This is a genomic window from Massilia sp. TS11, from assembly GCF_022012445.1.
Classification (GTDB): domain Bacteria; phylum Pseudomonadota; class Gammaproteobacteria; order Burkholderiales; family Burkholderiaceae_D; genus Telluria.
Genome location: NZ_JAKLTS010000013.1, coordinates 74,652 through 101,423, shown reverse-complemented (window position 1 = coordinate 101,423; position 26,772 = coordinate 74,652). Strand labels below are relative to the sequence as shown.

At 68.7% G+C, this 26,772-nt stretch carries 21 protein-coding genes; 4 read left to right on the top strand and 17 right to left on the bottom strand.

The genetic code is table 11. The features are described 5' to 3' along the window. Positions 1-27 precede the first annotated feature (27 nt). The 13 genes from cheB to LZ005_RS17705 all read right to left on the bottom strand — a co-directional run bounded on the left by cheB (position 28) and on the right by LZ005_RS17705 (position 17,252). Positions 28-1,041, bottom strand: a complete 1,014-nt coding sequence (cheB, locus tag LZ005_RS17765; RefSeq protein WP_237809839.1) for a chemotaxis-specific protein-glutamate methyltransferase CheB — start codon at positions 1,039-1,041, stop codon at positions 28-30. After that, entirely contained in the window at positions 1,038-3,236 is a 2,199-nt protein-coding gene (locus LZ005_RS17760; RefSeq protein WP_237809838.1) for a hybrid sensor histidine kinase/response regulator, read from the bottom strand. Before LZ005_RS17760 ends, cheB begins: the two co-directional genes overlap by 4 nt. After that, entirely contained in the window at positions 3,233-3,880 is a 648-nt protein-coding gene (locus tag LZ005_RS17755) for a chemotaxis protein CheW (RefSeq protein WP_237809837.1), read from the bottom strand. The genes LZ005_RS17760 and LZ005_RS17755 overlap by 4 nt, the downstream gene beginning before the upstream one ends. Next, positions 3,877-5,070 carry a protein-glutamate O-methyltransferase CheR gene (locus tag LZ005_RS17750; protein ID WP_237809836.1) on the bottom strand — a complete coding sequence of 398 codons (1,194 nt, stop codon included), beginning with the start codon at positions 5,068-5,070 and terminating at the stop codon, positions 3,877-3,879. The genes LZ005_RS17755 and LZ005_RS17750 overlap by 4 nt, the downstream gene beginning before the upstream one ends. Then, positions 5,067-5,510: a chemotaxis protein CheW gene (locus tag LZ005_RS17745; RefSeq protein WP_237809835.1), complete on the bottom strand. Its 444-nt coding sequence runs from the start codon at positions 5,508-5,510 to the stop codon at positions 5,067-5,069. Before LZ005_RS17745 ends, LZ005_RS17750 begins: the two co-directional genes overlap by 4 nt. A gap of 4 nt (positions 5,511-5,514) precedes the next feature. After that, positions 5,515-7,326: a methyl-accepting chemotaxis protein gene (locus LZ005_RS17740; RefSeq protein WP_237809834.1), complete on the bottom strand. Its 1,812-nt coding sequence runs from the start codon at positions 7,324-7,326 to the stop codon at positions 5,515-5,517. 185 nt (positions 7,327-7,511) lie between these two features. Then, complete coding sequence (locus tag LZ005_RS17735; RefSeq protein ID WP_237809833.1) at positions 7,512-8,744, bottom strand: argininosuccinate synthase; 1,233 nt, start codon at positions 8,742-8,744, stop codon at positions 7,512-7,514. An 18-nt stretch (positions 8,745-8,762) separates the two neighbouring features. Then, positions 8,763-9,689: an ornithine carbamoyltransferase gene (gene argF / locus LZ005_RS17730; RefSeq protein WP_237809832.1), complete on the bottom strand. Its 927-nt coding sequence runs from the start codon at positions 9,687-9,689 to the stop codon at positions 8,763-8,765. Positions 9,690-9,737: 48 nt separating this feature from the next. Then, positions 9,738-10,967, bottom strand: a complete 1,230-nt coding sequence (locus tag LZ005_RS17725) for a cation:proton antiporter (protein ID WP_237809831.1) — start codon at positions 10,965-10,967, stop codon at positions 9,738-9,740. 78 nt (positions 10,968-11,045) lie between these two features. Continuing rightward, positions 11,046-12,077: an ABC transporter substrate-binding protein gene (locus LZ005_RS17720; protein ID WP_237809830.1), complete on the bottom strand. Its 1,032-nt coding sequence runs from the start codon at positions 12,075-12,077 to the stop codon at positions 11,046-11,048. 118 nt (positions 12,078-12,195) lie between these two features. Further along, a complete protein-coding gene (locus LZ005_RS17715; RefSeq protein ID WP_237809860.1) occupies positions 12,196-15,027 on the bottom strand; it encodes an ATP-binding protein in 2,832 nt (943 codons plus the stop codon). Between the two features lie 66 nt (positions 15,028-15,093). Continuing rightward, on the bottom strand, positions 15,094-15,990 hold the full coding sequence (rsgA, locus tag LZ005_RS17710) for a ribosome small subunit-dependent GTPase A (protein ID WP_237809829.1): 897 nt from the start codon (positions 15,988-15,990) through the stop codon (positions 15,094-15,096). Beyond that, positions 15,987-17,252 carry a M48 family metallopeptidase gene (locus LZ005_RS17705; RefSeq protein WP_237809828.1) on the bottom strand — a complete coding sequence of 422 codons (1,266 nt, stop codon included), beginning with the start codon at positions 17,250-17,252 and terminating at the stop codon, positions 15,987-15,989. Before LZ005_RS17705 ends, rsgA begins: the two co-directional genes overlap by 4 nt. 49 nt (positions 17,253-17,301) lie before the next feature. Here LZ005_RS17705 and orn point away from each other — a divergent pair, with 49 nt between their 5' ends. Together orn and LZ005_RS17695 are read left to right on the top strand one after the other, a co-directional pair. After that, on the top strand, positions 17,302-17,877 hold the full coding sequence (orn, locus tag LZ005_RS17700) for an oligoribonuclease (RefSeq protein WP_237809827.1): 576 nt from the start codon (positions 17,302-17,304) through the stop codon (positions 17,875-17,877). Positions 17,878-17,956: 79 nt separating this feature from the next. Continuing rightward, positions 17,957-18,925 (top strand): hypothetical protein, encoded by a 969-nt coding sequence (locus LZ005_RS17695; RefSeq protein ID WP_237809826.1) that lies wholly within the window; start codon positions 17,957-17,959, stop codon positions 18,923-18,925. Here the strand turns inward: LZ005_RS17695 and LZ005_RS17690 are convergent. Together LZ005_RS17690 and LZ005_RS17685 are read right to left on the bottom strand one after the other, a co-directional pair. Then, positions 18,922-19,620 carry a UPF0149 family protein gene (locus tag LZ005_RS17690; protein ID WP_237809825.1) on the bottom strand — a complete coding sequence of 233 codons (699 nt, stop codon included), beginning with the start codon at positions 19,618-19,620 and terminating at the stop codon, positions 18,922-18,924. The two genes, LZ005_RS17695 and LZ005_RS17690, sit on opposite strands and share 4 nt — an antisense overlap. A 39-nt stretch (positions 19,621-19,659) precedes the next feature. Beyond that, positions 19,660-19,812, bottom strand: coding sequence for a hypothetical protein (locus LZ005_RS17685; RefSeq protein ID WP_237809824.1), 153 nt, complete (start codon positions 19,810-19,812; stop codon positions 19,660-19,662). 93 nt (positions 19,813-19,905) lie between these two features. Here LZ005_RS17685 and LZ005_RS17680 point away from each other — a divergent pair, with 93 nt between their 5' ends. Both LZ005_RS17680 and LZ005_RS17675 read left to right on the top strand, forming a co-directional pair. Further along, positions 19,906-20,889 (top strand): serine/threonine protein kinase, encoded by a 984-nt coding sequence (locus LZ005_RS17680; RefSeq protein ID WP_237809823.1) that lies wholly within the window; start codon positions 19,906-19,908, stop codon positions 20,887-20,889. A gap of 160 nt (positions 20,890-21,049) precedes the next feature. After that, a complete protein-coding gene (locus tag LZ005_RS17675; RefSeq protein WP_237809822.1) occupies positions 21,050-23,392 on the top strand; it encodes a hypothetical protein in 2,343 nt (780 codons plus the stop codon). Between the two features lie 363 nt (positions 23,393-23,755). On the opposite strand, the gene LZ005_RS17670 is transcribed toward LZ005_RS17675, so the two are convergent. Together LZ005_RS17670 and LZ005_RS17665 are read right to left on the bottom strand one after the other, a co-directional pair. Continuing rightward, a complete protein-coding gene (locus LZ005_RS17670) occupies positions 23,756-25,561 on the bottom strand; it encodes an alkaline phosphatase (RefSeq protein ID WP_237809821.1) in 1,806 nt (601 codons plus the stop codon). Between the two features lie 155 nt (positions 25,562-25,716). Beyond that, positions 25,717-26,760, bottom strand: a complete 1,044-nt coding sequence (locus LZ005_RS17665; RefSeq protein WP_237809820.1) for a DUF475 domain-containing protein — start codon at positions 26,758-26,760, stop codon at positions 25,717-25,719. Positions 26,761-26,772 lie beyond the last annotated feature (12 nt).

Here is a 26,772-nt window from a genome sequence, read left to right as displayed (position 1 = left end):
GGGGGCATGAGAGCATGCACGCTGGATTTAGAACAGATCCATTCTAGCGCGGATAAGCTGACTCATGGATTCAATTGGCAACACATGTTGAGCCGCGCCCACATCCTGGGCCGCGCGCGGCATGCCGAACACGGCGCTGCTGGCCTGGTCCTGGGCCAGGGTCGTGTGGCCGGCCGTGCGCAGGGCCAGCAGGCCGGCCGCGCCGTCGCGTCCCATGCCGGTCAGCACGGCGGCGGTGACGGCGCCCGGCCAATGCCGCGCCACCGACTGGAAGAACACATCGACCGAGGGCCGGAACGGATAGTCGCGCGGCTCGACCGTGTAGCCGAAGTGGCAGCGCCCGTCGAGCACCAGATGGTCATTGGTGCGGGCGATGTGGACGTGGCCGGCGCGCGGCAGGCTGTCGTGCTCGATCACGATCACCGGGCTGCTGATCTGTTCGCCCAGCCACTTGGCGAACAGGTCGGCGAAGTGGGCGTCGATATGCTGGACCACGACGGCGCAGGCGCTGGCCGGCAGGGTCCAGCCGGCCAGCAGGCGCGCCACCGCCAGCGGTCCGCCGGTGGAGGCGCCGACTGCCAGCAGATGGGGCGGCACGCTCGGCGGCGCAGTCGGCGCGCGGCTCGGCAGCGGGGCACGGGCCGGCGCCGCCGCCTTGACCAGTTTGCCGATCGTGCGGATCTTGGCCAGCAGGGCCGCCTCGCCGCCGGGCGCGCCGGCCAGCACCGGCGTGGCCGTCACATCGAGGGCGCCGGCGCCGAGCGCGCGGAACACCTGGCCGACCTGGTCCTGCGGATTGCTGGTCACGATCAGGATCGCGCACGGCGCCTGGGCCATGATCTGGCGCGTCGCCTCGACCCCGTCGATGCCGGGCATGACCAGGTCCATCAGCACCAGGTCGGGGCGCTGGCTCAGGCACAGGCGCAGCGCTTCTTCGCCGCTGCGCGCGATCCAGTGGACCTGGTGGTCGGCGGTGGCGGCGATCACGCGGCGCAGGGCCTCGGCGGCCATCGGACGGTCGTTGACGATGCCGATTCTCATATGCGGGCCTCGCCGATCAGGTCCTGCACGGCGTCGAGCAGGCTGGTGTCGTGGAAGCTGCCCTTGGTCAGGTAGTAGTCGGCGCCGGCAGCCAGGCCGCGCGCGCGGTCGTCGCCGCGGTCCTTGTAGGACACCACCATCACCGGCAGGCGCGCCAGGCGGGCGTCGGCGCGTACCTGGGTGACGAGGGCGATGCCGTCCATGCGCGGCATGTCGATGTCGGTGATCAGCAGGTCGAACTGGCCCTCGCGCAGGCGGTTCCAGCCGTCGATGCCATCGACCGCGGTGTCGACCAGGTAGCCGCGCGCCTGCAGCAGCTGGCGTTCGGTCTCGCGCACCGTCAGCGAATCGTCGACCACCAGGATGCGGCGCGCCCCGCCTTCGGGCGGCGGCCCGGCCAGCGGCGCCAGGCTGCCGGCGTCGAGCAGGCGCGCCAGCGAGGCGAGCAGGTCGGCCACGTCGAGGATCAGCAGCGAGGCGCCGTCCTCGAGCAGGGCGCCGGCGGCCACGTCGCGCAGTTTGCCAAACGCCGGTTCGAGCGGCTGCACGACCAGATTGCGCTCGCCGACGACGGCGTCGACCACCAGCGCCACCTGGCGCTCGCCCTGGCCGAGCAGCAGGGCGGTGACGCGCTCGCCGGCGGCGGCCGCGCCCAGGCCCAGCAGCGGCGCGGCCGGTACCAGGGCCACGGCCGCCGTGCCATGCGCGATGTACTGCTTGCCTTCGAGCGTGCGGATCGCCTCCGGTCCGAGCTCGAGCACGCGTTCGACCTTGGCCAGCGGCAGCGCGTACAGGTCGCCGGCGATGCGCACCACCAGGGCGCGCAGCAGCGACTGGGTCAGCGGCAGGGTCAGGCGCACCAGCAGGCCCTGGCCGGGCGCCGTGTGCAGCGCGATGCTGCCCTGCAGGGCGCGCACGGCCTGCTGCACGAGGTCGAGGCCGACACCGCGCCCGGACACGGCCGTGGCCGTGTCGCGCAGGCTGAAGGCGGGCAGGAACAGGAAGTCGAGCAGCTCGCTGTCCGACATCTGGGCGGCCATGGCGGCGGTGGCCAGCTTGCGTTCGAGCACGCGCTCGCGCACGCGCGCCTGGTCGACCCCGCAGCCATCGTCGGCCAGCTCGATCACCAGCATGCCGCCGCGGTGGCTGGCGCTCAGGCGGATCTCGCCGAGCTCGGGCTTGCCGGCCGCGCGGCGCTGCTCGGGCGTTTCCATGCCATGGTCGACGGCATTCCGCAGCAGCTGGCTGAGCACGCTGTCGATCGCGCGCAGCATGTCGCGGTCGACCGGCGTGGCCTCGCCGCTGATGCTCAGGCGCACATTCTTGCCGAGCTGGCGGCCGAGGTCGCGCACCATGCGCGGCAGCGCGTGCACGCCGTCGCCGAAGCGGCGCATGCGCAGGCGCAGCACCTCGTCCATCCATTGCCCGGCCAGGCGCTGCTGGCGCCGTTCGAGCTGTTCGGCCTCGGCCAGCGCGGCCGGCAGCCCCTGGCGCACGGCCAGGGCGGCCTGCATGGCCAGGCTGACCTGGGCCAGCAGGGCGCTGTCGGCGCGCTCGCCGGCGCTGGCCAGCAGCTGGTCGAGCGCCTGGTCGAGCGTGCGCTGCTGGCGCTTGAGGCGCTGCAGGTCCTGCAGCAGCGGGGTGAACTGGTGGGCCTGGATGCGCGCCTGTCCGGCCAGGGCCAGCAGACGGTCGGGCGCGGCGCGGGTGGCGGCGGCCGGGGTCGGGGCCGGGGTGGCGCTCGGGGCCGGCCGCGCCGGCGCCGCGGCCGGCAGATCGCCGCGCGCCAGCTGGTGCAGGCCCTGCAGCGCGTCGGCCAGGGCCGCGCCCTGGGCGCCGAGCCAGGCGGCCAGCCCGGCCTCGTCGTGCTGGGCGCACTGGCGCAGCAGGTCGACCCCGGCCAGCAGCACATCGATGGCGCCGGCGCCGAGCGCGACCCGGCCCTGCTGGGCGGCGACGAAGGCGTCTTCGAGCGCGTGCGCGATCTGCACGGCCAGATCGCGCCCGACGATGGCGGCGGCGCCCTTTATCGAGTGGGCCGCGCGCATCAGGCTGGCCAGCAGCTCCTGGCCGGGCGCGCCCTGTTCGAGGCGCAGCAGGCCTTCGGTCAGGGTGCGCGCCTGGGCCTCCGCCTCCATGCGGAACAGCTCCAGCATCGATAGCTGGCCGAGTTCGCCGCCGTGCACCGGGCTCATCGCAGCAGCTCCCGCAACTGGCGCATCAGGGCCGCGCTGTCGAAGCGGCCGATATGGCGCGCGCCATCGGCCACCAGGCCGTCCAGCAGCGGTGCCAGGCCATGTCCGACGGTGGCCGGCACCGGCTGCACGCGCGCCGGCGCATAGCGCAGCAGGCCGTCGACCTCGTCGACCGGCAGGGCCAGGTCGAGGCCGTCGGCGTCGACCAGCAGCAGGCGCGCAAAGGCGTGCCGGCCTGGGCGCGCGCTGCCGCTGCCGCTGCCGAGCAGTTCGGCCAGCGACACGGCCGGGTGCAGCAGGCCGTCGCCATGCACGACGCCGAGCAGGCCGCGCGTGCGCCGGTGCGGCAGGCGCTGCGGTGTCGCCGTGGGCAGCACGGCGCGCACGCGCAGCGGGTCCAGGCCCAGCCATTCGGGGCCGACCCGGAAGACCAGCAGGCTGGCGCTCGCATGTTCGGTCGGCGCCAGCGCCGTGGCGGCCTCGGCTGCTGCGGCGGCCAGATAGGCGCCGTCGACCGGGCGGCGCAGGCTGGCGCGCGCGCCCTCGGCAAAGCGCGGGCAGTACTGGCAGTGCCCGTACTGGGGCAGCTCGGGGCAGGAATGGTCGCCGCGCACGCCGACCGTTTGCCAGCACGGGGTACTCATGCCCGTCCTCCGCCGCTGTGGCTGCGCGCATACACGCGGGTGGCGCGGCGCTGCCAGGCCGCGGCGGCGCTGGCGTCGCCGCGCCGGCTGGCCAGCAGGGCCAGATGGCACAGGGCCTCGTAGTGGGCCGGCTCCAGATACAGGCAGGCGCGCCAGTGCTGCTCGGCGGCGTTGCGGTCGGCGCGGCCGTCGGCGACCAGGCCGAGCAGGAAATGGGCATCGGCCGTGTCGGGCGCGTCGGCCAGCACCGCTTCGCACACGGCCTGGGCGGCGGCCAGCTGGCCGCGCTGCAGGCAGTCGTGGGCCTGGTGCAGGCGCACTCCGGCCGCATGGGGGACGGGCGGGCTGGCCAGCGGCGTAGCCAGCGCGGGCGCCGGACGCGGCACCGGCGCTGGTGTGGCCAGCGGCGCCGGCGGCGGGGCCGGCGGCAGCGGGGCCGGACCGCCCTTGCGCACGGCGAAACTGGCGCGCTCGGCCACGGCCTGGAACCCGGCTCGCACCAGGGCCGGCAGCTCGGCATGGCCGACGAACAGCAGGCCATCGGGCGTGAGCAGGGCGCTCAGGCGGCTGAGCGCGGCGGCGGTGCTGGCGCCGTCGAAATAAATCAGCATATTGCGGCAGAAGATCACGTCATACGGGACGTCGCTGTGCAGGTTCAGCACATTGCCCTGGCGGAAATTGACGAGACTGGCGATCTGCGGCGCCAGCTGGTAGCCGCCCGCCACTTCGGCGAAATGGCGCGCGCGCAGGCCGGCGTCGCCGCCGCGGAAGGCATAGGCAGGGAACACGGCGCGCCGCGCACGCGCGATCGCCTCCTGTGACAGATCGACGCCCTCGATGCTGAACCAGGCCGGCGGCACGCCCGCGTCGACCAGGGCCATGGCCATCGAATACGGCTCTTCGCCATTCGCGCAGGGCAGGCTCAGCAGGCGCAGGCGGCGCGCCGGCCCCGCGTGTTGCTGGACGTGGCGCACCAGCAGCGCAAACGCGCCCGGATCGCGGAACAGCCAGGACTCGGGCACCACCACCAGTTCGAGCAGGGCCTGCAGCTCGGCCCCGGCCAGGCCGGCCAGGTAGTCGGCGCGCTCGCTCAGGCCGAGCAGCTGCATGCGCTGGCGCAGCGCGCGCTCGAGATCGGCCTCGTCCAGATCGAGGCCGGCATGCGCGCGCAGCAGGGCCTGCAGATTCATGCGGCCTCCGCGAACAGGGCCGCCTGCACTTGCGGGCTGATCAGCTGGGGCAGGGCGATCCAATGGATCAGCCCGCTGTCATCGTGGGTGACCGGGCCGAGGAAGGCGGCCGCCTGCACGCCGGCCGGGGCGCTGCCGTCGACCTCCTCGATGCCCAGCACATGGGCCGCGCGCAGGCCGAGCAGATGCAGGCGGCCGTCGGCGCCCGGATAGTCGACCAGCAGGATGCGCGTATCGAAGCAGGGCGCGGCCGGCGGCAGGCCGGCCATGCGCTCGAGGTCGAGCACGGGCACCACCGCCCCATGCAGATTCATCAGCCCGGCCACGCCCTCGGGGGCGGCCGGCAGCGGCTGCAGGGCCATCACCGGCAGCACGCGCCGCAGGGCGCTCAGGGCCAGGGCATAGCGCCCGCCCCCAATCAGGAACACCAGGGCGCGCATGGCATCAGGTGGTGGCGAAATGGGTCACACTGGTTTGCAGTCCATTGGCGGCGAACTGCAGCTGGCGCACGGCCTCGCTGGTCGCCTTCAGGGATTCGACCGTCTGTTGGGTCGCATCGTTCAACTGGGTCATGGTTTCCGTGATCTGCTGGGCGCCGACGGCCTGCGACTGCATGCCCTGCAGCACCAGGTCGAACTGGGACGGCAGCTTCTGCACCTGGTCGATCACGCCCGACAGCTGGCTGGCCACCTGGCGCATTTCGCCGACATTGCGGCGGATGTCGTCGGCAAACTTGTCCATGCCCATCACGCTGGCCGAGACGGCGCTCTGCATTTCCTTGAGCATCTGCTCGATGTCCCAGGTCGAGACGGCGGTCTGGTCGGCCAGACGGCGGATTTCGGTCGCCACCACGGCAAAGCCGCGCCCGGCGTCGCCGGCCTTTTCGGCCTCGATCGCGGCATTGAGCGAGAGGATATTGGTCTGGTCGGCCACCTTGGTGATCGTCACCAGCACGCTGTTGATATTCGCCGCCTTTTCCGACAGCGCCGCCAGCTTGCCCGAGATCGCATCGGTCGCGCTGACCATGTTCTGCATGCCCAGGTCCATCCGCCCCAGATTCGCCTGGGCCTCGGCGGTGGCGCGCGTCGTGTAGTCGGCCACGCCGGTGGCCTGTTCCATCGCCTTCAGCAGTTCCGAGGTATTGGCCGAGATTTCGCGCGTGGTCGACAGCACTTCCACCGTGGTCTGGGCCTGCTCCATGCCGGTCGCCTCCTGCTGCTTGGCGGCGGCGGCGATTTCGGTGGCCGAGGTGGTGACCTGGATCCCGGCCTGCTGCACTTCGTGGATCAGCTGGCGCAGATTGCGCACCATGGCGTCGATCCCTTCGCCGAGGCGGCCGATGACGTCTTCGCCGCTGATGTCGATCCGCCCGGTCAGGTCGCCGCGGGCGGCGCGCGCAACCACCGCCTGCAGGCGTTCGACGGCGCTGCGCAGGCTGTCGCTGGCGGCCTTTTCGCGCGCGGCCGTGTCCTGCAGGCTCTGGGCCATGCGGTTGAATTCGGTGGCGACCTGGCCCAGTTCATCATTGGCCAGCACGGTCGCACGGGCGCCGGCGTCGCCGCCGCCGATCCGGTGCACGGCGTGCAGCAGGGCGTCGACCGGCATCACCACGGCGCGCCCGAGCAGCATGGCCATGCCGACCCCGGCCAGCAGCATCAGGATCAGGCCGGCGCCGAGCAGGGTCTGCTGGGCCAGCTGGGCCTCGGCGCGCGCGGCCGAACGCTGGCCGAGCAGGCGGTTTTCCTCGCCATTCATGTCATTGATCAGGCCACGGATGGCGGCCACGGTGGCGGCGCCGTTGACCACATCGTCGCGCGAGGCCACCTGCTGCGACACGCCGAGCTTCTTGTTCATCTCGCGCCGCTTGATGATCAGGGGATTGATGACGTCCTTGACCCAGCCTATGGCCAGCGGTTCGAGCTGGGTCAGGCGCTGCTGCTGGGCCGGATTGTCGGTCGTCAGACGGCGCACATGGCCGATCAGGGTGGCCAGGTTTTTTTCTTCCTCATTGATCGGGTCGACCAGGCTTTCCTCGCCGGTCAGCATGAAGCCGCGTGTGCTGGTCTGGATCTGCAGCACGGCATTGGTGATGCGGTTGACTTCGACCAGCACCTCGAGGGTGTGGCGGTCCAGGTCGCTGGCCGCGACCAGACGCTGGGCGTTGACATAGGCAAAGCCGAGCAGGCCGACGGCGATCGCCATCACGAGGCCGAAGCCGGCATACAGTTTGCGCTTGACGCTGGTGTTGTTCAGCATGAACGAGCTCCCGAAGACTCCGCACCGTCAATGTAGCACCGCCGGCGCGGCCCTGCTCAAAAAAACAAACTTGGTGTCCACGAAACCTGGGTGCCAATACAAATCGGGGTCAGCCCCGGTTTCTCGACTTGGCGTCGGGAGAAACCGGGGGCTGACCCCGATCGGCGGGCGCGGAAAACCCGCGCTTATTTACCGCGTGCGGCGCGCGCCTTGGCGGCGATGCGCATGCGCAGGGCGTTGAGCTTGATGAAGCCGCCGGCGTCGGCCTGGTTGTAGGCGCCGCCGTCTTCGTCGAAGGTGGCGATGGTCTTGTCGAACAGCGAATCGCTCTTCGAATCGCGGGCCACGACGATGACATTGCCTTTGTACAGCTTCAGACGAACCCAGCCATTAACGCTGAGCTGGGTGTGGTCGATCAGGGTCTGCAGGGCAACGCGCTCGGGCGACCACCAGTAGCCGTTGTAAATCAGCGAGGCGTAGCGCGGCATCAGGTCGTCCTTCAGGTGCGCCACTTCGCGGTCGAGGGTGATCGATTCGATCGCACGGTGGGCCTTGAGCATGATGGTGCCGCCTGGGGTTTCATAGCAGCCGCGCGACTTCATGCCGACATAGCGGTTCTCGACCAGGTCGAGGCGGCCGATGCCGTGCTTGCCGCCCAGGCGGTTCAGCTCGGTCAGCACCGTGGCCGGGCTCATGCGCTGGCCATTGAGGGCGACGATGTCGCCGCGCTCGAATTCGACGTCCAGGTATTCGGCCGCGTCGGGCGCCGCTTCCGGGCTGACGGTCCAGCGCCACATCGATTCCTCGGCTTCCGCTTCCGGGTTCTCCAGGTGCCGGCCTTCGTAGGAAATGTGCAGCAGGTTGGCGTCCATCGAATAGGGCGCGCCGCCGTTCTTGTGCTTCATGTCGATCTCGATGCCGGCGTCTTCGGCATAGGCGAGCAGCTTCTCGCGGCTCAGCAGATCCCATTCGCGCCAGGGGGCGATGATCTTCACGTCCGGCTTCAGCGCGTAGGCGCCGAGCTCGAAGCGCACCTGGTCATTGCCCTTGCCGGTGGCGCCGTGCGAGATGGCGTCGGCCCCGGTCGCATTGGCGATCTCGATCAGGCGCTTGGCGATCAGCGGACGCGCGATCGAGGTGCCGAGCAGGTATTCGCCTTCGTAGATGGTGTTGGCGCGGAACATCGGGTAGACGAAGTCGCGCACGAATTCTTCGCGCACGTCGTCGATGTAGATGTTGTCCGGCTTGATGCCGAACTTCAGGGCCTTGGCGCGCGCCGGCTCCAGCTCTTCGCCCTGGCCGAGGTCGGCGGTGAAGGTGACGATTTCGCAGTGGTAGTGGTCCTGCAGCCATTTCAGGATGACCGAGGTGTCCAGGCCGCCCGAATAGGCGAGGACGACTTTCTTAATATCGCTCATGGTGATTTCCTCTGTGATTTATTGGGTGTCGATGCGGCCCAGCAGCAGGTACTCGATCAGGGCCTTTTGCACGTGCAGACGGTTCTCGGCCTCGTCCCAGACCACCGACTGCGGGCCGTCGATGACTTCGGCGGCCACTTCCTCGCCGCGGTGGGCGGGCAGGCAGTGCATGAACAGGGCGTCGGGCTTGGCGCGCGCCATCTTGGCGCCGTCCACGATGTAGCCGGCGAAGGCTTGCAGACGGGCCGCGTTTTCCTCCTCATAGCCCATCGAGGTCCAGACGTCGGTGTTGACCAGGTCGGCGCCGGCGCAGGCATCGCCGGGGTTGGCAAACAGGGTGTAGCGGTCGGTCGAGACCAGCGACATGTCCATTTCATAGCCCTTGGGCGTGGCCACGTTGACGTGGAAGCCGAACACTTCGGCCGCCTGCAGCCAGGAGTACAGCATATTATTGGCGTCACCCACCCAGGCCACGGTCTTGCCGGTGATCGAGCCGCGGTGTTCCCAGTAGGTGAAGATGTCGGCCAGAATCTGGCACGGGTGGTGTTCATTGGTCAGGCCATTGATCACCGGCACGCGCGAATGGGCGGCGAAGCGCTCGATGATGTCCTGGCCGAAGGTGCGCACCATGATGATGTCGCACATGCGGCTCATCACCTGGCCGGCGTCTTCGACCGGCTCGCCGCGCCCGAGCTGGGAGTCGCGCGTGTTCAGATAGATCGCCGCGCCGCCGAGCTGGTGCATGCCGGCCTCGAAGGACAGGCGCGTACGGGTCGAGTTTTTCTCGAACACCATGACCAGGGTGCGGTCGATCAGCGGGTGATAGATCTCGTAATTCTTGAACTTGCGCTTGATGAGGGCAGCGCGCTCAAGCAGGTAATCGTATTCGTCGCGGGTGAAATCCGAGATCTGGAGAAAGTGTTTGATCGGTTTTGCGTTGGACATGATAAAGACCGGCCATGCGGGAGGTATAGCCGACCCATTATAAGGGTTTTAGCGCACCGATGTTGCAGAGCGTAAAGCTGATTCCTCGGTCCCCGTCTGTTCTTTCAATTTGTTTAACATCGGATGCACCATCGGCACGCTCAGCATGGTCGAGCCGACCGCCATCAGCAGCAGGGCGGTGAAGCTGGCGCTGGTGATGATCGCCTTGTCGAGCAGGACATTGGCGAAGATGATCATGATCAGGGCCTTGGTCTGCAGCAGCCAGCCGATGATGCTGGCTTCGCCCGGGGCCCAGCCGAGGATGCGCCCGGCCAGGTGTACGCCGATCAGCTTGCCGCCGATGGCGGCCGCCAGCAGGAAGGCGGCGGCCGCGAACACGGCCACGCCGCCGACTTCCCAGGTGGTGCGCAGGCCGGTCGAGAGGAAGAATACCGGCATGATGACCAGCAGCACATGGCCGCGCAGGGCGTCGAGCTGGGCCTGGTCGAACCAGTGGGCGTCGACCACGGCGCCCGCGAGGAAGGCGCCGACCATGAAGTGCAGGCCGGCCCAGTCGGCCGCGAAGCTGACCACGGCCAGCCAGATCAGCAGCGCATACCAGCGGTCGCGCGCCGCAATCCGCGTCATCACCCGGCGAAAGCCCCAGGTGGCCACGCCGAACAGCAGGAGGAAGGCGCCCTGGCGGCCGACGCGCTCCCAGTCGAGCAGGATCAGGGCCAGCACGCCCCAGATCAGGATGTCGTCCAGGCTCGCATAGCGCAGGATGCGCTGGCCGAGCGCGGTGCGCAGCAGGGCCAGCTTTTCCATCAGCAGGATCAGGATCGGCAGGGCGGTGACGGCGCAGGCCATGCCGATCCCGAGCACGAACTGCCAGTCCTTGGCGCGCGGCCCGATCCAGCCGGGCAGGCCGAGCAGCACCAGGCCGGCCACAGCCCCGAACGCCAGCGGCGCGCCCAGCGCCAGGCCGGCCGTGATGCCGGTTTCGCGCCGGTGGCGCCAGGCGGCGGCCAGGTCGAGCTCGATCCCGGCCAGCATCACGAACAGCATCACGGCCCACCAGGCGATGCCGTTCAGGGCCGTGATCACGCTCTTGTTGAAGACGAACTGGTAGTAGTCGGGGAAGGCGGCGCCGAGCACGCCGGGGCCGAGCAGAATCCCGGTGATGATCTGCACCACCACCAGCGGCGCATAGTAGTCGGTGCGCCCGAGGCGCCAGATCAGATAGGGCACGCTGAAGATCAGCAGCAGGGCGATCAGGAAAATTTCAGTCGTGCTCATGTGGCGGTCCCCATTTGTTGTTTGACTACATTTCTGGGGATTATAGTCTGAAACTGCCAAAAAGCACTGTAATTGCGCTCAATGGGGCGGGGGCAGGCTGGCCGCGGCCGGGGCCACGCTGGCCAGCAGGCGCGGGTCCAGGCTGGCGCGGAAATCGGGGCGCGGGCGCTCCGGCACCAGGCCGCGCGCGCGCGCCCAGTCGGCCTGGTCTTGGAGCGCCGTCAGCAGGCTCGGCTGCATGCTCAGCACATAGTCGCCCGGCTGAAAGGCGGGACCGAGGGCGGCCGGGTCGAGGCCGTTGGACTGGGCGATCTGGGCCTGGGCCTGGTCCGGTTCGGCGCGGATCGCCTCGTTGGCGTCGCGCAGGGCCTGCAGCAGCAGGCGCAGGCTGGCCTCCTCGGCGCGCACGGTGGCCGGGCGCCCGGCCAGCACGAAGCGGTAGACGAAGGGCTGGCGCGGCTGCAGGGTGAAGGTCGCGTGCGGCAGACGCTGGGCCAGGCGCGCGCGGTCCGGATACCAGAGCGTGACGGCGTCGACGGCCCCGGTCTCGAGGGCGGTCAGAAATTGTTCGGGCGCCAGGTCGACCACGCGCACGGCGCTCAGGCCCAGGCCCAGTTCGTCCAGATAGCGTTCGAGAAAATACTGGCCATTGGTGCCATGGGCGGTGCCGATCCGCTTGCCGGCCAGGTCCTGTCCATGCTGGATGCCGCGGTCGGTGCGCGCCACCACCGCCATCGCCGTCGTCGATTCATACAGCGTGGCCAGCACGGTCAGGGCTTCGCCGCGCAACAGGGCCAGGGCGAGCGGGGTGTCGGCCAGCACGGCCAGGTCGCTATTGCCGTTCAGGACAGACTGCAGGGCTTCGCGCCCCAGCACGAAGGGGCGCAGCTTGATGCGCAGGCCGTAGCGCTCGAACAGTTTCTGTTCCTGGGCCACATACAGGGCGCCGCTGCCGAGCTGGGTGGCGACCGCCACGATCAGGGGCCGCGCCGGCGGCTGCTGGGCCGCGCGCCAGGCCTGCCAGGCGCTCCACGCGGCCAGCGCGAGCGCCGTCCCGGCCAGGGCGCTGGCCAGCCAGAGAGCGAGCTTGCGCGAGCGCCAGGCGTGCATGCGGGTCGAATCCTTGTGCGGGTGCCGGCCCGTAACAGCCGGTTAGCGCGGATTGTAGACCGCCAGGTATTTATGTGTCGATATTTTTCTTTGCTCTGAGGAAAATATCGAAACGGTTTTAATAGATGATGGCCGGCGCCGGCGCCTCGTGTTCGGGCGCCGTCAGCGGCAGGTCGAGGCTGAAGCGCGTGCCCTGGCCCGGCTGGCTGTGCACGCTGATCTGGCCGCCCAGCAGGCCGGTCACGATGTTGTAGCTGATCGACAGGCCAAGGCCGCTGCCGCCGCGCCCCAGCTTGGTGGTGAAGAAGGGATCGAAGATGCGTCCCAGGTGGGCCTCGTCGATGCCGGCGCCGTCGTCCTCGAAATGGACCAGGACCCGGCCCTCGGGCCCGGCCTCGGCCATGAGGGCCATGCGGCCCTGTTCGCGCGCGTCGAAGGCATGCAGCAGGGCGTTGTTGATCAGGTTGGTGATGACCTGGCCGAACGGACCGGGGTAGCTGTCGAGCACAATGGTTTCGGGGATGTCGAGCGTGATGCTGTGCTTGGCCGCGCGCAGGCGGTTCATCATGGTCGCCACGATCTCATGGCAGACCTGGTGCAGATTGAACTGGCGGCGCTGCTCGGTGGTGCGGTCGACCGCCACCTGTTTGAAGCTCGACACCAGATGGGCCGCGCTGTGCAGGCCGCGCATGACCAGGGTGGCGGCCTTCTGTGCGTCGTTCACATAGTTGGTCAGGTCGGACTTGCGGATGCCGGGGCCGGCCAGCAGCTTGACCAGGTCCTCGGTCTTGGCCTGCAGGGTCGAGGCGATCAGCAGGCTGTTGCCGATCGGCGTGTTCAGCTCGTGGGCGACGCCGGCCATCAGGGCGCCGAGGGCGGCCAGCTTTTCCTGCGCCACCAGCTGGCTCTGGGCGTCGGTCAGGCGCTGGTAGGTCTGGGCATTGTCGAGCGCGATCGCGCCGTATGCGCACAGCGAGCGGAAGATCAGGCGCTCGGTCTCGCCGTAGGCATGCTTTTCCGTGCTCTGCACCGTCATCACGCCGAACGCGCGCTCGCCCACGATCAGCGGCGCGAACATCGCGCTCTCGGTCACTGCGGTGCCGGGCACGATCGGCGCCAGCACCTCGCCCGGCCACTCGTCGATGAAGATTTCGGTGCGCTGGGTCAGGGCGCGCACCGAGTTCGACAGCGGGTTATTGAGCTGGATGGCATTGGCCGGCAGCGGCTGCCCGTTCTCGATGCCAAACGCGCGCTGCAGGGTATTGCTGCCTTCGCTATCGCACAGGTAGATGGCAAAGGTGGTGACCGGCAGCAGGCCATTGATGTGGCGCTCGACGGTGGCGAAGATGGCCTCGGCGTTCAGGTGAGCCGTGATCTCCTGGCCGATCTTGGACAGCTTTTCCAGCATGGTGTTGGTGCGCGCCAGGGTCTCGGCGCGGCGCGCCTCGGAGGCGGCCAACTGGCGGTGGTGCAGGCTTTCCGCGCGCGCCGCTTCGGTCTGGTGGTGCACCTGCATCGCGATGGCGCGGTTGGTGGCTTCTTCGCTGTGGGTCTTGACGCGCGCGGCGCTGGCGGCCACCGCCATCTCGTAGGCGCGCGCATAGTCGCCGACCTGGGCATAGGCCACCCCCATCGCATCGTACAGGTCGCCCGGCACCGTGTAGCCGTCGATGCCGCGGCTGACGGCCAGGGCGCGCTGCAGATAGTGGAGGGCGGCGTTGGGCTCGCGCATGCCGGGCGGCGTCGGCAGGCCCGGATGCTCGCTGTGCACGCTGGCCATGGCGCGCAGGGCCGAGATGTGGTTATTGCTGTGGCCCTGGCCGTCGGCCAGGTCGATCGCCTGCTGGGCCGCGTCGAGGGCCGCCGCCGTGCGCCCCAGGCGCGACAGAGCCTGGGCCTTGCCGCGCTGGGCGATCGAGCGGAAGTCGGCCTGGTCGAGCGCGTGGCCGCGCGCTTCCAGCTGTTCGAAGGCCGCGAGCGCGCCGGCGCAGTCGCCCATGGCCAGCTTGAGGTCGCCCATGTACTGCAGGGCGATCGCATAGCTGCGCGCATTGGCCAGCGGCTGCAGCACGTGCAGGGCCTCGGTCAGCATGTCGTGGGCGGCGTCGAACTGGCCGAGCCGGCGCAGGGTGTCGGCCGTGTGCATCAGGCAGGCGCCGACGCTGCGCGGCCAGCCGGTCGGGCGCGCCAGATCGAGCGCGCACTGCATCCATTCGAGGGCCGACTGGTGGTCGTTGACGATGGTGAAGTCTTCGCCGATATTGGTCGCGGCCGTGATGGCGGCGCGGATCTGGCCGGTTTCCAGGGCCGACTCGTAGCAGCGCACGAAGGCATCGGCGGCGCCGCCGTAGTCGCCCTCGTGGCTGGCCGACAGGGCCAGATAATCGTAGACCCAGGTCGCCAGCGAGGGGTGCAGCTCGGCCATGCTGGCCGTGATGCGCTCGCCCCAGTTGGCCTTGGCGCGCACGCGGTCGCGCAGCACCTCCCAGCGCGCGTTGGCGGCCTGGGCGATGCCGGTCCGCAGCGGGTCGCCGGCGGCGCGCGCGCAGTCGGCGGTGGCGACGAATTCGGCCAGGCTGCGCCCATGGTCGCCGCGGTCGACGGCGATCCAGGCCAGCAGCCAGTGGGTATCGGCCTGACCGGCCAGGTCGCCCAGGGCGCTGAAGCGGGCCAGCAGCTGGTCGGCCGCCGCCAGCGCGGCCTCGAGTTCGCCGCGCAGCCAGGCCAGTTCGGCCTCGACCAGATCGAGCCGCACGATCGCGCTGTGGGCCAGCAGCGCGGGATGGGCGGCGTGCAGGGCACGCGCCTCGGCCGCCAGCTGGAGCGCGCGCTCGGCGTCGCGCTGGCGCAGATGCCAGGTCAGTTCGAGCAGTACCGGCAGGCGTTCTTCGCCGCGCAGGCTCAGCAGCTGGGTTTCCCAGCGTGCCACGCTCTCGTTGACGGTGAACATATTCACGTTCGGCTCCTGCCCAGTGTGTCGGCCCATTGTAAGCTGCAAATGTGAAAAATCACACGCTCAGTACAGCACCTGCGCCGACTCATGCACGAGCTGGGCGTAGAGGGCGTGGCGCTGGCGCGCGATCTGGCCGGCCTCGACCGCCTGCAGCACCGCGCACTGCGGTTCGTGCAGGTGGTGGCAGTTGTAGAAGCGGCAGTGGCCCAGATGGGGGGCGAACTCGCGGAAGGCGCGCTCGAGCATGCCCTCGGACAGGTGGTACAGGCCGAATTCCTGGAAGCCGGGCGAGTCGATGACTTCGCCGCCGCCGGGCAGCCGGTACAGGCGGGTGAAGGTGGTCGTGTGCTTGCCGGTGTCGAGCGCGCTGGAGATTTCGCGCACGGCGATGTCGGCGTCCGGCACCAGCAGATTGATCAGCGAAGACTTGCCCATGCCCGACTGGCCGATGAAGATCGAACGCTGGCCCGCCAGGCGCGGCAGCAGGGCGGCGCGGGTGGCGTCCGGATCGCCGGTGGCCGCCACTTCGAGCAGGTCGTAGCCGAGCGTGCGGTAGAGTTCGGCCCGTTCACGGGCGCGCGGCAGGGCGTCCGCGAGATCGGTCTTGTTCAGCAGCAGATGGGCCTGAACGCCGGCCGCCTCGGCCGCCACCAGGGCGCGCGAGACCAGGTCGTCGGAGAAGCTCGGCTCGGTCGCGATGACGATGAACAGCTGGCTGACATTGGCCGCCAGCAGCTTGGACTTGTACTGGTCCGAGCGGTACAGCAGGGTGCGGCGCTCGGCGATGGCCTCGATCACGGCCTGGTCGGCCGAGGTCGCTTTCAGGTCGACATCGTCGCCGACCGCCACATTCGTCTTCTTGCCGCGCGTGACGCACTGGCGCAGGCTGTCGTCGTCGAGCATGGCCACGTAATGGCGCCCATGGGCAGCGACGATCACGCCGTGCATCGGCCCGCTCATGCGGCAGCCTGCTTCAGGTGGGCGATGCGCACGGCGGCCGGCGGGTGCGAGTCATAGAAGGCCGAGTGCAGCGGGTCCGGGGTCAGGGTCGAGGCATTGTCCTCGTACATTTTGACGAGGGCCGTGACCAGGTCCTGGCCGTTGCTGTGCTTGGCCGCGAAGGCATCGGCCTCGAACTCGTGCTTGCGCAAGCTGAGCGCGTTGAGCGGCTTGAGCACGAAGGTAAACACCGGCAGCACCAGCATGAACAGCAGCAGGGCCAGGGCGTCGTTGCCCTGGCCGTTCAGGATCGGCGCCACGCCCAGGCCCGTGTAGAACCAGGCCTGGTCCTTCAGATAGCCGAGCAGGGCGAGGAAGGCGAGCGAGAGCGCAAACATGAACACCATGCGCTTGAGAATATGGCGCAGCTTGAAGTGGCCGAGTTCGTGCGCGAGCACGGCCTCGATTTCCTGCGGCGCCAGGCGCGCGATCAGGGTATCGAAGAAGACGATGCGCTTGTTGGCGCCGAAGCCCGAAAAATACGCATTGCCGTGCGCGCTGCGCTTGGAGCCGTCCATCACGAACAGGCCCTTGGCGGCAAAGCCGACGCGCGCCATCAGGCCTTCGATGCGGGCTTTCAGGCTGGCGTCCTCGAGCGGGCTGAACTTGTTGAACAGCGGCGCGATGACGGTCGGGTAGAGCACCATCAGCAGCAGCTGAAAGCCGCTCCAGACCACCCAGGTCCACAGCCACCACAGGTGGCCGGCCCGGTCCATCAGGCTGAGCACGACCCAGACCAGGGGCAGGCCGATCACGGCCGACAGCAGCGTGCCCTTGAGCGTGTCCTTGATGAACAGGGCGGGCGTCATTTTATTGAAGCCGAAATCCTGTTCAATTTTGAACTGGCGGTAGTACTCGAGCGGCAGGTCGATCAGGCCGGTGATCACGGAGAAGGCCACCAGCAGCACCAGCTGATAGGCCATGCCGGGGCCGGTGCGGCTGAGCACCTCGGCCGACAGCGCCTGCAAGCCGCCGAGCAGGGTGAAGCCGACCAGCACCACATAGTTGAAGAACACCGTGAACAGGCCGAAGCGCGTCTTGGCGGCCGTGTAGTCGGCCGCCTTCTGGTGCGCCGCCAGTGGAATGGTTGCGGCAAACTCCCCGGGAACGGCGGCGCGGTGGGCGGCGATATGGCGCAGATGGCGCCCGGCCAGCCAGAAGCGCAAGACCAGGGTCAGCAGGAGGAAGCTGACGAACAAAATTGAAAACCCGAGTGAATCCATGCTGTGCTGTGAGAAAATGTCGGAAATTGAATCAAGCCAAGAGAGAATTATGTCACAAGCCCCCGAAGCCCTCGCCACGCACCGTCCCAATGAGTACAACCTGATCTGGGTGGACATGGAGATGACGGGCCTGGACCCGGACAATGACCGCATCATCGAAGTGGCCGTCGTGGTCACCGACATGCACCTGAACGTGCTGGCCGAAGGGCCGGTGTTTGCCATCCACCAGAGCGATGAAACCCTGGACAAGATGGACGCCTGGAACAAGGGCACGCATGGCCGTTCCGGCCTGATCGAGCGGGTCAAGGCCTCGACCGTGACCGAAGCCGATGCCGAGGCCGCGCTGATCGCCTTCCTGAAGAACTTTGTCCCGGCCGGCAAGAGCCCGATGTGCGGCAACACCATCTGCCAGGACCGCCGCTTCATGGCGCGCGGCATGCCCAAGCTCGAAGCCTTCTTCCACTACCGCAATCTGGACGTGTCGACGCTGAAGGAATTGTGCAAGCGCTGGAAGCCGGAGCTGGCCTCGGGTTTCAAGAAACACCAGAAGCACACGGCCCTGGCCGACATCGTCGAGTCGATCGAAGAGCTGCGCTACTACCGCGAGCACTTCATCAAGCTGTAAGCGCGTGACAAAGCGCGTATTTTGCGCGCGCTTGCCCATGCTAAGGTAGGGCACGAGTGATCCCCCTGTCGTGCCTGCCGTGCGTGTCCTTCTTGTCTGCCTGTTCCTGCTTGCTGCCCCTGCGTCGGCCCATTTGTACAGTGGTCTGATCAGCGAGCGCCGCTTTGCCGAAGTCGAGCAGGCGCTGCGCCAGCGCCTGGCCCAGGACCCGCGCGACGCCGCCGCCCTGGCCGCCTCGGTCGAGCTGGCGCTGGCCAAGGCCGCGCCCGGCTATGTGGCCGAGGCCATGCGCTATGCCGATCTGTGCATCCAATCCCAGGCCCGCAATGCCGAATGCCACCTGGCGCGCGCGCGCGTGCTGGTGGCGCGGCGCGACAGCGGCGGCTGGCTGGCGCGCCAGCGCGACACGCGCGCGGCCCTGTCCGAATTTGCCCAGGCGATTGCCTACGACACCCGCCTGTTTCCGGCCCGCGTGGGCCTGGCCCGGCTGCAGCTCGACAGCCCCTGGCTGCTCGGCGGCGGGACCAGCCGGGCGCGCGCGCAGGCCATCGACAGTGGCCGCCTGAATCCCGACGTCAGCAATCTGATCCAGGCCTGGTGCGATCTCGATGAGGGGCGCGAGGCCAAGGCCGAGGAGCTGGCCCTGACCCTGGACCTGACCGGGGCCGAAGCCGTGATCCAGGACCAGGCCGACCTGCTGTGGGCGCTTGGCCAGACCTATCTCGATGGCGGCCGTGCGGCCGATGCGCGCCGTGTGTTCGGCGAGCTGCGGCGCCGCTTTCCGGCCCAGGGGCGCGGCTATTTCGGGCTCGGCCTGGTGGAGCAGGCGAGCGGCCAGCACGCGGCCGCGCTGGCGCTGTTCAATAATGCGCTGGCCGTCCAGCCGCGCCCCGAGGTGTGGAGTGCCGTGAGTGTCAGCGCCCAGGCCGTGGGCGACCGCCTGCGCGCCATCCAGGCGCTGGAACAGGCGCTGCGCGTCCCGGCCGACTGGCCGCGCGGCCAGCGCGACCAGGCCGCCGCGCGCCTGCGTGAGCTGAAGGGACCTTAAGCCTGGGGCGCGTTGGCGCCGCAGCACTTCTTGAATTTCTTGCCGCTGCCGCAGGGACAGTCGTCATTGCGGCCGACCTTGGGTTCTTCGCGCTTGAGCGTGGTGACCGGGGATTTGCGCAGCGGCACCCAGAATTTGGCGATGGCCGGCAGATTGGCTTCGATCTCGAGCGCCAGCGCGTGCGCCTGCTTCGGGTCTTCCACCAGGGGCAGCTCGTCTTCCTCGATTTCGTCGGCGCCGAGCAGATAGATGGGGCGCATCAGGGCGGCCTGTTCCGACTGCCAGATGGCGTCCCAGGCGCCTTCGCGCAGTTCCATGCCTTCCCAGAAGCCCCAGCACCAGGCCTCGGCGTCGAGCAGGGCCTGGCCGTCGACCTCCTGTTCGCAGAACAGCGGTTCGAATTCCTTGGGCGCGACCTCGAAGGTGATCATCACCTCGTTCATGAAGCGCATGATGAGCTCGACGATGCGCTGCTCTTCCTTGGCGTTCTTGAACTTCGGCCCCTGTTGCGGGTCTTCGCCCCACACCTTGGGCAGCCATTCGGCGGGCGTGATCGGTTCCGGACCGATGGCGATGGCGGTCAGATAACCATGGAGGGTGTCCATGGTCATCGTATCCTCGGGCGTCCGGTCCGACAGGAGGAACTGGTCGAGGTCGTTAAATTCTTTTTCGGTCAGGGGCTGGTCGAGTTGCATAGCGGGCTTCTTTCAAAGAAGCCGCTAGTATAACCGCCCTTACTTGCGCGGCAGGCGCGAACCGGTCAGCGGGGCGTCGTCGTTGTTGGCGGCGGCCTCGGCGCGCGTGGCGTAGGGCGAATCGGCCGGTTGGATGGCGGCGCAGCCAGCGAGGACGGAACAGAGCAGGAGGAGGGCGGTCAGCGTTTTCATGGCAGTCCTGGTTAATTGGAAGGAAACACTATACACCGTCTTGGGCCATCGAATTTGTATGGGATTTGTAGCGGGCGCCTTTACAATGGCCGCATGACTGATGCTCTCCACCCGTTTGCCCGGCTCGGCCCCGACATGGTGCTCGACGCGCTCGCTTCGCTCGGCCTGTATGGCGACGGCCGCCTGCTGGCCCTGAACAGCTATGAAAACCGCGTCTACCTCGTGAATATGGAGGAGGGCCCGCCGCTGGTGCTGAAGTTCTACCGCCCCGGGCGCTGGAGCGCCGACGCCATCCTCGAGGAGCATGCCTTCGTCGAGGAGCTGGCCGCGGCCGAGGTGCCGGTGGTGGCGCCGCAGCGCCTGCACGGCCGCACCCTGCATCCCTTCGAAGGCTTTCAGTTCGCCGTGTTCCCGCGGCGCGGCGGGCGCGCGCCAGAACTCGACGACCCGGCCACGCTGGAATGGATGGGGCGCTTCATCGGCCGCATCCACGCGGTCGGCGCCCGGCGCCCGTTTGCGGCCCGGCCGGCGCTCGACATCGACAGTTTCGGCCACGAGCCGCGCAGCTACCTGCTGCAGGCCGGCCTGCTGCCGCCCGAGCTCGAAGCGGCCTACGCCGCCGTCAGCGCCCAGGCGCTGGAGGCGGTGGCGGCCTGCTATGCGCGCGCCGGCACGGTGCCGCTGATCCGCCTGCACGGCGACTGCCACGGCGGCAATGTGTTGTGGACCGAGGCCGGTCCGCACTTCGTCGATTTTGACGACAGCCGCAGCGGCCCGGCCATCCAGGACCTGTGGATGCTGCTGTCGGGCGAGCGGCGCGACATGGTGCGCCAGCTGGCCGACGTGCTGGCCGGTTACGAGGACTTCTGCGCCTTCGACCCGCGCCAGCTGCATCTGATCGAAGCGCTGCGCACGCTGCGCCTGATCCACTACGCGGCCTGGCTGGCGCGGCGCTGGGACGATCCGGCCTTTCCGGCTGCCTTCCCCTGGTTCAATACGCCGCAGTACTGGCAGCAGCGCATTCTCGAGCTACGCGAACAGATCGCCCTGATGAGCGAGCCGGCTCTGCAGGTCTGAGTCGCAGGCGGCCCGGATCACAGACGCGCTGGGCGCCGCCCGTCAATCGGGGCCGAAGGGCCGAAATGGGGGCAAAACACCCCTTTGCTCGCGGCCCGGTGCGCGCGCGGCGGGCCGGATAATCACTGGCATTCTGCGCTTTTTCGAGTGAGTCAACGCCATGGAACACGCCCAAGCCCTCGCTGACGATTACATCCTGATCGACATGCCGCCCGCCGCCGCCAACGAGCCGGTGGTGTGCAACACGCCGCAGCCGGTGCGCGCCGAGCTACTGCCTATCCACGAGGCGATCAGCCAGGCCGAAGCCCAGAACGCCGCCGCCGCCGCTGCCGAAGCGCGCCAGCTGGCCGAAACGCGCGTGCGTTCGCTGGCCGCCGAACGCGCTGAAATGGACAGCGCCGCCGCTGCCGCCGCCGAAGAACATGCGCAGGCCACCGAGGCCGCCATCGAAGCCCACCGCGACCGCCTCGCCTCGCTGCGCGCTGCCGCCCAGGCCAGCGTCGAGCGTCTCGAAGCCGTGCGCCAGGAGACGGCCGAACTGCGCGCTCGCGCCGAAGCCGAAGCCCAGATCCGCCAGGCCGCCGAAGCGCGCACCCGCGCCGACGAAGCCGCGCGCGAACGTATCGAAGCCCAGATGAAGGCCGAAGCGGCCCTGTCCGAGCAGGCCGCCCAGGCCGCCGACGCCCTGCTGGTCCAGACCGAACAGGCACGCCAGCAGGCGCTCGAACGTGTCGCCGCCGTCCAGGCCGCGCACGACGAAGTGCTGCACATCGCCAGCGCCGAAGCGCGCGTGGCCGCGCTGGCGCGCGAACGCGAACGCCACGCCAAGGGCGCGCGCGCCACCGCCGAAATGCTGGCCGCGGCCGAACAGGAAGCGCTCGACCTGACGCGCCAGCGCGAGCAGGCCGACCAGGCCGCGCTCGAAGCGGCCTTCAAACGCGCCACCGCCGAAGCGCGCGCGCTCGAAGAAGCACGCGCCCTGGCCCATCTCGAGCAGGAACGCGAAACCATCGCCCAGGCCCAGGCCGACTCGCAGCGCGTGATGGCCGAATCGCTGCGCATGCGCCTGCAGGCCGAAAAAGAGCTGCGCGAAGCCGCCGTCAAGCGCGAGCGCCTCGAACAAACGGCCGCCGCCGCCGCCGTGGCGCGCCGCGACGCCGAGCAGAAGATCCTCAGCGCCACCGAGCAGCGCATCGCCGTCGACCGCCAGCTGCGCGAAGTGGCGCTGGCGCGTCTGAACGCCGAGCAGAACGCCATCGAACAGGAGCAGGCCCGCCTCGAGGCCGAGCAGCAGGAGCTGCAGGCGATTGAAGCGCGCGCCGAAGCCGACCGCAAGGCCGCCGCCGCCGCCCTCGAAGAAGCCGCCGCCCAGGAGCGTGCGCGCGCGCTGGCCGAAGAAAAAGCCCTGCTGCAGCGCGCCCAGGCCGAACTGATGGCCGCCGCCGAAGCGGCCGAGCGCGAAGCCAACGCCCGCCTCGAAGAGCAGGTCGAGCTGCAGCGCAAGCAGACCGAATACGCCCAGGCCAAGGCACGCCAGGCCGCCGCCCTGGCCGAGGCCGAGCGCGAGCGCGCCGCCGCCGAAGAAGTCGCCCTCGAGCGCGAGCGCGAACGCACCGAAGCGGCCCACGCGGCCGCCGCCGCCGCCCAGCAGCGCGCCCTCGCCGAACAAACCCAGCGTGCGCTGCTCGAGCGCCAGGCCGAGGCCGAGCGCGCGCGCGCAGCCGCCATCGAAGCCGAGATGGCCGCCCAACAGGCCCTGACCGAGCAGGCCGAGACCGAACAGGCGCGCGCCCAGGCCTTCGCCGACGCCGCGCTGGCCAAGGCCGCCGCCGCCGACGCCGTGCGCGCCGAGCGCATCGCCCGCGAGCAGGCCCTGCTCGACGCCGAAGCCGCGCGCGAAGCGGCCGAGCAGGCCCGCCTGGCCGAGGTCGAAGCCGCGATCATGACCGAGATCGCACTGCAGGAAGAAGCCGAGCAGGCCGCCGCCACCGAGCGCGCCATGCTGGCGCTGATGACCCAGAAACTGAGCGCGCTGCGCGAGAAGAGCGAGGCCGAGGCCCGCATCAACCGCGCGCTGGCCGAGAAGCTCGAAGCCGAGCAGGCGATCGTGGCCGCCGCCATCGAACGCAGTCTGGCCGAAGAAGAGCGCGCGATTGCAGCGCGCCAGCGCGAGGTGGCCGAAGAGATCGCCGCCCAGGCCGCGATCGACAAGCGCAATGCCCAGCGCGTGTTGCTGGCCACGGCCCAAGCCGTCGCCGAGACCCAGCAGAAGGCCGCGCTGACGACCCAGACCATGGCCAAGGCCAAGCAATTGCTGCTCGAGCGCGAAGCCAGCCGCCTGGCAGCGCAGAAGGCGCCACTGGCCGCCATGCAGGCCGAGGTGGCGGCGACCCAGCCCGAGGACGATCCCGCGCTGGTGGAGAAGAGCGAAGTCTTAGCGCGCGAAGTCCTCGAGCGCCTGACCGCCCTATCCGAAGCCGCCGAGGGCGGCGCCTGGAAATAAAAGCCAGAAAAAATGGGGTCAGACCCCCATTTATCCGCCGCACAACAAACCTAGCCGCCTAGAAAAATCGGGGTCAGACCCCGATTTCCCCACCAGGCAACGACTATATCCGCGCAAACAAATCGGGGTCAGACCCCGATTTCCCCACCAGGCAACAGCCATATCCGCGCAAACAAATTGGGGTCTGACCCCGATTTATCCATCAGGCAACAGCCATATCCGCGCAAACAAATCGGGGTCTGACCCCGATTTACCCATCAGGCAACAGCCATATCCGCGCAAACAAATTGGGGTCTGACCCCGATTTATCTGGCAGGCAACAGCCGTGTCCGCACAGATAAATGGGGTCTGACCCCGATTTTGTCAGACGTTGTCTTCGACGATGGGCTTGTTGCTGCCGGCGGCGACCGTGATGCGGGTGCGCTTCAGCAGTGGGGCGGCTGGCTTGGTGCCGTCGCTGTTCAGGGGCTTGACCTTGTTGAACAGCACCGTCATCGCGCTCGGCGTCACCGTCGCGACCGCATAGCCCTGGGCGTCGTGGTCGACATACGCGAAGTCGGGATTGTTGCCGCGGATGAGACCGTCAAAGGTCGCCGGCGAGGCCACCAGCGCCGTCAGCGGGGTGCCCTGCGCGCCCGCCTTGATGTACTGGTAGAAGGACGAGGAACTGATGCCGGCCGCGACGAAATCGACGGCCACCGGGCTGCCGACGGCCGGATCGGGATTGTCACGGATGACGCCGCACTGGAAGGCATGCAGGTCGCCCGTGATCGCCACCACGTTCTGAATGTTCTGGGCCTTCAGGAAGCTCATCAGATCCTTGCGCGCCGACGGGTAGCCATCCCAGCAGTCGGCATTGACCACGTATTGCTGGTTGTACGGCGCCGGCGCCATCTGGCGCAGGTCGACCCACATGCGGTTCAGCGTCACTTCATTACCCCACACTTTCCAGGTCGCGCTCGCACCCTTCATCGTGTCCTTCCACCATTGGGTCTGGGCGGCGCCCAGCATGCTCGGCACGCGCTTGAGGTCGACCGTGTCGAGCCCTTCGAACTGCTCGAGCAGGGCGCGCGGCACGAAATAGCGGGCCCCCGTGGAATCGTCGCCATTGACCTGGTCGTGCCCGAGCAGGAAAGCCAGCTCGGCCTCGCCGATCATGTGGTCGTCGCGGTACAGGCGCTCGTCGGTCATCACCAGATGCATGAGATTGCCGAACTTGAAGTCGCGGTAGATCTTGATGTTGTCGTAGCTGCTCTTGCTGAGGTCGAAGGAGACGTCGCCGAAGTCGACCACCATGTACTCGGCCCAGGCCTGGTTGGCCGCGCGCCGGCGCGCCGTCTGCTGCAGATTGGCATTGGTGTAGGTCTGGTGGTCCTGCCAGCAATCGTCCGAAAACTCGTGGTCGTCCCAGATGGCGATCATCGGGAACTTGGCATGCAGGGTCTGCAGGCGCGCGTCGCTGCGGTAGGTGCGGTAGAGCGTGCGGTAGTCGTCCAGCGTGGTGGCGTAGAGGCCGCCCTTGCCGCCGCCAGTGCTGCCGCCGTTGGGCAGGCTGATTCTGCCGTGCGCGGGTTCGGCCGCGCCGGCCTGGAAGTTGGCGCCCACGGTTTCATAGATGTAATCGCCCAGATGCACCATGAAGTCGATGTCTTCATTGGCCATCAGCTCCATCGCGCCCCAGTGGTTGACGCTCCAGTCCTGGCAGGTGAACCAGGCAAATTTCAGCTGGCTGGGGCTGGCGCTCGGGGCGGGCGCGGTCTTGGTGCTGCCAACCGGGCTGATGTCCTGGCCGGCGACGAAGCGGTAGTAGTAGCGCGTGGCCGGGCTCAGGCCGGTCAGCTTGGCGCGCACGGTCCAGTCGTATTTGTCGCTGGCGGTCAGGGCCACGGTCGAGACATTGCTGGAAAAGTCGCTGCTCGGCGATACCTCGAGGCGCAGCGGCACGTCGCCGCCGTTCTTGCTGATGCAGCGCGTCCAGAACACGACCGAACTGTCTTTCGGGTCGCCGCTGGCCACGCCGAGCGGGAAGCTGAAGGTGCCGCCGGCCGGGGCGGGCGGGCCGAAGATCTCGGGGGTGCTGTCGCTGCCGCCGCCGCAGGCGGCCAGGGTGGCGGTGGCGCTGGCCACGGTGAAGTACATCGCGCTGCTGAGGAATTTCCGTCGGTCCATGTCTCTGGTCTCGTTGTTGTGGTGGGCGGGGAAAGCCGAGCTTAAACAAGGCGGGCAGGGCGGTATTGCGCCTTCACGCCAGGGGCTTGCGATTTCGCGCCACCGGGAGACGCCATCCTAATCGGCAGCGATGACAGGCCGGTGACAGCGCGAGTCTAGTCCGCTTCGCCGCCGCCGGGGGCGCCTGTGGCGTGGGCGCGACGGGCGCGGTAGCGCACCGAGGACCACAGCGACACGCCGATGAAGGCCACGCCGGACAGGCCGGTGATCCACTCGGGGATCTCGTGCCGGATCGAGATGAACATGATCAGGGCCAGGATGCCGATCGCATAGTGGGCCCCGTGTTCGAGGAACACGTATTCGTCGAGCGTGCCCTGTTCGACCAGGTAGACGGTCAGCGAGCGCACAAACATGGCGCCGATGGCCAGGCCGAGCATGATGATGACGACGTCGTTGGAAATGGCGAAGGCGCCGATCACGCCGTCGAAGGAGAACGAGGCGTCGAGCACTTCGAGGTACAGAAAGCCGCCGAGGCTGCCCTGGACGGCCAGCTTGCCGCCGCCGCCGAGCAGGCCGCTGGCCCAGTCGACCGCCACATAGACGAGCACGCCGACGACGCCGGCCGCAAACACCGGCAGCTCCTGTCCGCCCTCGGCCAGGGCCATGCCGCCGAACGCGGCGCCAAGCGCGAGCGTGGTGGCCAGGGCGGCATTGCCGTGCTCGCCCAGTTCGGCCTCGATGCGGCCCAGCCAGTGCAGCTCCTTGTCTTCGTCGAACAGGAAGTTCAGGAACACCAGCAGCAGGAAGGCGCCGCCGAAGGCCGCCACTTCGTCGTGGTGGGCGGACAACTGGCGCGCGTACTCGGCCGGCGCGGTGGCGGCCATGGTCCAGACTTCGGCGAGTGATAAATTAGTTGCAATTGCAACGATTAGCAAGGGAAAGAGCAGGCGCATGCCGAACACTGCCACGAGAATGCCGATGGTCAGGAACAGCTTTTTCCAGAACGCGTCCCAGCGCTTGAGCACGGTGGCATTGACGACCGCGTTATCAAAAGACAAAGACACTTCGAGCACGCCGAGCACGCAGGCGATCCAGGCCGCCTGCAGGGCGCCGCCCTGGCCCCCCTTGTGCCAGCCCCAGAGCGCGGCGGCGGCCAGCATCAGCACGGTGAACACGATGGACAGGCGGAAAGACTTCATGGGCGGCGTGAA